We start from the raw sequence: 4,449 nt of genomic DNA on the forward strand, positions 1-4,449 counted from the left end.
TGCCCCCGTTTGGATCCGGATGCCCCGAGACGGCTCAGGCCGCCTCTGCCTGCCCCTTCCGCTGCAGCTCCTTCCAGGCCGGGAGGATCTTCAGTAAGACCGCCAGGATGACCACGGGAAGCGCCAGCAGGCCCAGGGCGTAGAGCAGCCCCTCGATCCCCCCGAACTCCATCTTGTAGGTGGTCAGCCCCCGGAAGCTCTTGGAGAACATCTGCCCGCCGATCACCACGTTCCACCGGGTGGCGAAGATCCCCCCCTGGATCAGGATCAGGGAGACGAAGTAGAGCAGCTTCCGCAGCTCGTCGCTCTCCCGGAACTGCCGGAAGATCTTGATGGCGGAGAGGATCCCCAGGGGGAAGAGCATCCCCATCAGGACCTGGACGATGACCAGACTGAAGAAGAGTTTGTTCATGACCAGCTCGCCCAGGATCTTGATCTCCTCCTCGCTCTGGTAGATCCGGTGGATGAAGTCGACGAACTCCAGCGAGAAGTCGACGATGACGGCGTAGAAGAGGAAGGACATCGCCTTGTCGACGCACTTCATGTCGATCTTCCCCCCCAGCAGGGGGTAGATGACCATGTAGAGCAGGATCACCAGCGCGATCCCGGAGACGATCGCCGAGAAGAGGAAGACGATCGGCATCAGGACCGAGCTCCACCACGGGTTCGCCTTGATCGACCCGAAGATGAAGCCGACGTAGCCGTGGAGCAGGAACGCCGATGGGATCCCGATGATGGTGATGACCTTGAGCGCCCGGTTGTCGAAGCGGAGCGCCGCCTCGCTGGTGTCGGTCGAGAAGAGGGCGAGGATCCGGTGGATGTGCTTCATGATCCCGGTTTCCTCCCGCGCCCAGACGATCATGTCCTTCCGGTAGTCGAACCAGATCTCGACCAGGAGGACCACCATCAGGTACCAGGCGTAGACGAAGCCGAACATCGCCATCGCCGAGCTGGTCTGCGGGGTCAGGAAGATCTCGTAGGAGCGGAACGGGTGCCCGAGGTGCGACACCAGCGACAGCGGGGCGACCAGCAGGAAGGCCAGCGCCGTCAGGAGGGCGAGCCGGTAGAGCGGCTGGACCTCCTTCACGTTGAAGACCTTGACGAGGGAAGCCAGGATGAAGGCGCCCGCCACGATCCCGGTGATGTAGGGATAGACGACGATGAGGATGCCCCAGTGGACCTCGATCTCGTTCGGGTAGATGTACCCCGTGACCTGGGGGAGCAGCTCGCGCAGTTTTTCGACCATGTCCGGGGTCATCGCACTTCTCCGTCGATGTGGGCGTAGAGGACCTTCGGCTCGGTGTTCAGATTCGACTTGAGGACGAAGATCTTGTTCATCCGCTTGAACCGGGTCATCGGGCTGGCCGGGCTGTGGAGGTCGCCGATCACCCGGGCCTGGGTCGGGCAGACCTCGACGCAGGCGGGGAGGAGGTCGCGGTTCAGCCGGTGGTAGCAGAAGGTGCACTTGTCCGCGGTGTGGGTCTTGGGATGCAGATACCGCGCCCCGTAGGGGCAGGCCTGGATGCAGTACCGGCAGCCGATGCAGGTCTTGTCGTTGACGAGCACGACGCCGTCGTCCGTGGAAAAGGTGGCTCCCACGGGGCAGACCTGCACGCAGGGCGGATGGGCGCACTGGTTGCACAGCTTCGGCACGAAGAAGGAGCGGAGGATCCCCTTGGTCGAGGGGGCCTCCGCCTCCGGGGCGAGCCCCATGTGGATGTTCGTCACGACCGCCTCCCCCTCCATCGGGATCATGTACCGCTCCACCCAGGTCCGGTAGAAGAAGGGCTCCTTCGGCACGTTGTTCTCGCTCTTGCAGGCGATCACGCAGCGGGCGCAGCCGATGCACTTGTCGGACGACACCCCGAACCCCCACAGCTTCCGGGCATGCTCCTCCGTCGCCTGGGCCCCCGCGGAGCCGGCCTTGAGGAAGCCGCCCATGGCGGCTCCCGACACGGCGAGGAAGGAGAGGATCTTCTTCAGAAACGATCTACGGTCCATCATTCCGCCTCCGGAAGGTGGGGATAATGGCATTGCCAGCAGACATACTTCGCCCCGTGGACGGCCAGGTCGACCTTCGGGGCCCCCATGTGGGCGGAATCCTTGGCATGGCATTTCCCGCAGAAATCGCGGCTGACCGGCTTCGTCGGCTTGACGCTCCTCGGGGAGACCCGGTGCCGGGCCGGCGCGGTATGGCAGGTGGTGCACTTGAGCTGGACATGGTGCGAGACCGACAGCGTCCGGGCGATCTCGCCGTGGCAGGCCGCGCATTCCCGCGGTACTGTCGGCGGCTTCGGATCGTGCGGGTTGTGGCAGGTGATGCAGGCCTTCATCGGATTGTGGGCGACCGGGTTGATCATCGGGAACCCTCTCGGCCGCGACGGGTTGAAGGTGTGGCACACCGGGCAGAACTTCCTGTCCCTGGGAGCCGGCGGCTTCACGTTGTCCGGGTCCTGCGTGTGGGCGGCGGCGGGCCCGTGACAGGTCTCGCAGGAGAGATCCCGGTGATACCCTTTCCTCTTCTGGGCCACGAGCTCGTCGTGGCACTCCGTGCAGGCGACCGCCCCCGCGAACTGGATCGGCTTGGCGTTTTCCACCCGGATCGTTTCCGCATGCTGGATCGCGACATCCTTCATGTGCGGCGGGATGATGACCTTCACGACGACGATGGTCCCGACGATGACGACGGCGAACATGAAGACGAGCCGCAGCAGGGCGTCGGGCACCCTCTTCAGGAGATCCTTCATGGACTCGGATTACCTCCTTCTTCTGTGCCGATCGCTGGAAACGCCTTGTTTCCCAGCGCATTTCCGCTATTGTGGCCGGGGGTCCTGTCTCCGGGATGTCCGGGAAGCGGTGGATAGAGGAGCCGGGATGCGGGCCGAAACGCCCGCCGGCACGCATCAAGGGTAGGGTTCACCGCCTTCGCCCCGTGTGTAAACTGCGGTATCCTACACTAATCGCGCCGAGGGGGGCAAGAATTTTCCTGTCCTCATGGGGCCGGGATTCCCCGTGGGGCGGGAACATGATATCGTGTTCCTACGGGGGCGAAACGGTTTCGACGGGGACGTCGATGCTCCCGGGTTGCGTGCCGAGGCCCCGCGGACCTCGTAAAAAGCGGGAACACATAGTCGCCAACGACTATAGCTACGCTTACGCGGCCTAACTAGCCGCGTACGTCCGACCGCCGATTGCCCGTGTAAGCGGAAGGGCGTCGCCCTAACGGGATAGCCCCAATCCCCCTCCCGGGGGGAGGAAGGGCGAAACCCAAGCCGGGATGGTCCGACGGGAACCCTGCCGGCCGGGGTCCCCGGGGACGAGAATGAAATGACCGGAAACGCACGTAGTAGCCCGGAGTAAAGAGTCTTCGGACGGGGGTTCGACTCCCCCCGCCTCCACCATCCTTCGCTCCTCACCGCAACAATAATACCGAGGTTTCGGAGCTACGGATGGCTTCGCCATGAGGTAATTGTCCCGGGCCAGGCGGGACAGGTCATCGACCAGGACCACGTCGAATCGCTTTGTCGAATCTCTTTTGACGATGCAATGCAAATCCGGTAGAATTGCATTGCAAGGGGATGGATGGAACAAAGGAGGAAACGGCATGCCGGGGCAACTGACCGTACGCCTGACAGCGGAACTGGAAGAAGGGATCGAAGCGCTTTCGCGGCGCTCCCGTCGTCGCCGCTCGGAGATCGTCCGTCTCGCGCTCGAGCGCTATATCCGGGAAGAAACGGGGGAAGGAACGCCCTCACCGTACGGCAGGGTGAAACATCTCATCGGGAAGGTGGAAAGCGGCATCCCCGACCTCGGGGAAGCGCACCGTGACCATCTGCGCCGCCGGTTCCGGCGTGGCTGATCTTCTGCTGGACACCGGCCCGTTCGTCGCACTGCTCGATCGGAGCGAGCGGAATCACGAGCGGTGCGTCGCGTGTTTCCGGGATTTCCGGGGGCGGCTGATCACGACCGAGCCGGTGCTGACCGAGGCGGTGTATTTGCTCGGCCCGTCGTATTCCCGCCAGAAACCGGCGCTCGATTTTGTCCTGGCGGGTGGGGCCGAACTGGTCCCCATGATGCCGGCGCTTCTCAAACGCTGCGCCCTTCTGATGTCGAAATATTCCCACGTCCCCATGGATTTCGCGGATGCGACGCTGGTTGCCGTGGCCGAGGAACTCGGAATTCGGGACGTTTTGACGCTGGACCGCAGAGGTTTTTCCGTTTACCGGTATGCGTCGAGGGGGTCTTTCCGTATTTTACCCGATAAGTAACAGGACGGCACCGCCATGACGATCGGCAGAAATGATCCCTGTCCCTGCGGCAGCGGCCGTAAATTCAAAAAATGCTGCCATGACCGACAGGTCTCCGGCGAGCCACCGTCGGAAGCGACGGAGGTGTTGGAGGAATTGCGGCGCCTGATCGAAGGGCAAAAGTTCGCCTCGCTGGAGGATC

General features: G+C 63.3%; 5 protein-coding genes and 1 other RNA gene. 3 read left to right on the forward strand and 3 right to left on the reverse strand.

What is annotated here, in order from left to right:
• Positions 1–34: 34 nt before the first annotated feature.
• The 3 genes from A2X88_07730 to A2X88_07740 are packed head-to-tail and all read right to left on the reverse strand — an operon-like array spanning position 35 to position 2,747.
• Complete coding sequence (locus A2X88_07730) at positions 35–1,246, reverse strand: polysulfide reductase (protein OGP35264.1); 1,212 nt, start codon at positions 1,244–1,246, stop codon at positions 35–37.
• An 8-nt stretch (positions 1,247–1,254) separates the two neighbouring features.
• Positions 1,255–2,001 carry a hypothetical protein gene (locus A2X88_07735; GenBank protein ID OGP35265.1) on the reverse strand — a complete coding sequence of 249 codons (747 nt, stop codon included), beginning with the start codon at positions 1,999–2,001 and terminating at the stop codon, positions 1,255–1,257.
• Entirely contained in the window at positions 2,001–2,747 is a 747-nt protein-coding gene (locus A2X88_07740; protein OGP35261.1) for a hypothetical protein, read from the reverse strand. Before A2X88_07740 ends, A2X88_07735 begins: the two co-directional genes overlap by 1 nt.
• A 296-nt stretch (positions 2,748–3,043) precedes the next feature.
• Between A2X88_07740 and ssrA the strand changes: the two genes are divergently transcribed.
• From ssrA to A2X88_07755, 3 genes are all read left to right on the forward strand, one after another.
• Positions 3,044–3,401: a transfer-messenger RNA gene (gene ssrA / locus A2X88_07745) on the forward strand.
• Positions 3,402–3,604: 203 nt separating this feature from the next.
• The gene (locus A2X88_07750; GenBank protein ID OGP35262.1) at positions 3,605–3,859 is read left to right on the forward strand and encodes a hypothetical protein; all 255 of its coding nucleotides are present in this window, start codon (positions 3,605–3,607) and stop codon (positions 3,857–3,859) included.
• A complete protein-coding gene (locus A2X88_07755) occupies positions 3,852–4,268 on the forward strand; it encodes a hypothetical protein (protein OGP35266.1) in 417 nt (138 codons plus the stop codon). The genes A2X88_07750 and A2X88_07755 overlap by 8 nt, the downstream gene beginning before the upstream one ends.
• The last annotated feature ends 181 nt before the right edge of the window (positions 4,269–4,449 follow it).

The organism is Deltaproteobacteria bacterium GWC2_65_14 (assembly GCA_001797615.1).
GTDB lineage: Bacteria > Desulfobacterota > Deferrimicrobia > Deferrimicrobiales > Deferrimicrobiaceae > GWC2-65-14.